Here is a 508-nt window from a genome sequence, read left to right as displayed (position 1 = left end):
GCGACACTCTGTCCGAGGATGTCGGCGAGGTCATCGGCGTGGTGTTCCACGTGGCCGCCATCGCCGCGCTGGTCCTGGCCCGCAACCAGTTCTGGGCCAAGGTGCGCCGCGGCGCGCTGCTCAAATCCGCCGTCGTACTGGTCGCGGGCATGGCGATCGGCATCCTGGCCGCCTGGGGGCTGCTGGAACTCTTCCCCGGAACCCTCGCCCCGGAATGGCGCTTGCTCTACGCGGTCAACCGGGTGAGCGGATTCGCCACCGTGCCGACCGAGGTTTTCGAGGGCTACTCGCACACCTTCCTCAACGCGATCTTCGGCCTGTTCGGCGCTTTGGCGTTGATGACCGCCGCGATCGTGCTGTTCCAGTCACAACGGGCCACCAACGCGCTGACCGGCGAGGACGAATCAGCGATCCGCGGGCTCTTGGAGGCCTACGGCAAGAACGATTCGCTGGGGTACTTCGCCACCCGCCGCGACAAGTCGGTGGTGTTCGCGCCCAACGGCCGGGC

At 67.5% G+C, this 508-nt stretch carries 1 pseudogene; it reads left to right on the top strand.

The window, feature by feature from the left end:
- Positions 1-508: pseudogene (gene lysS / locus IMZ11_RS43730) on the top strand (lysine--tRNA ligase); the annotation flags it as partial.

Source organism: Microtetraspora sp. AC03309 (assembly GCF_020826795.1).
GTDB lineage: Bacteria > Actinomycetota > Actinomycetes > Streptosporangiales > Streptosporangiaceae > Microtetraspora > Microtetraspora glauca.
This window is presented reverse-complemented; position numbering and strand designations above follow the sequence as displayed.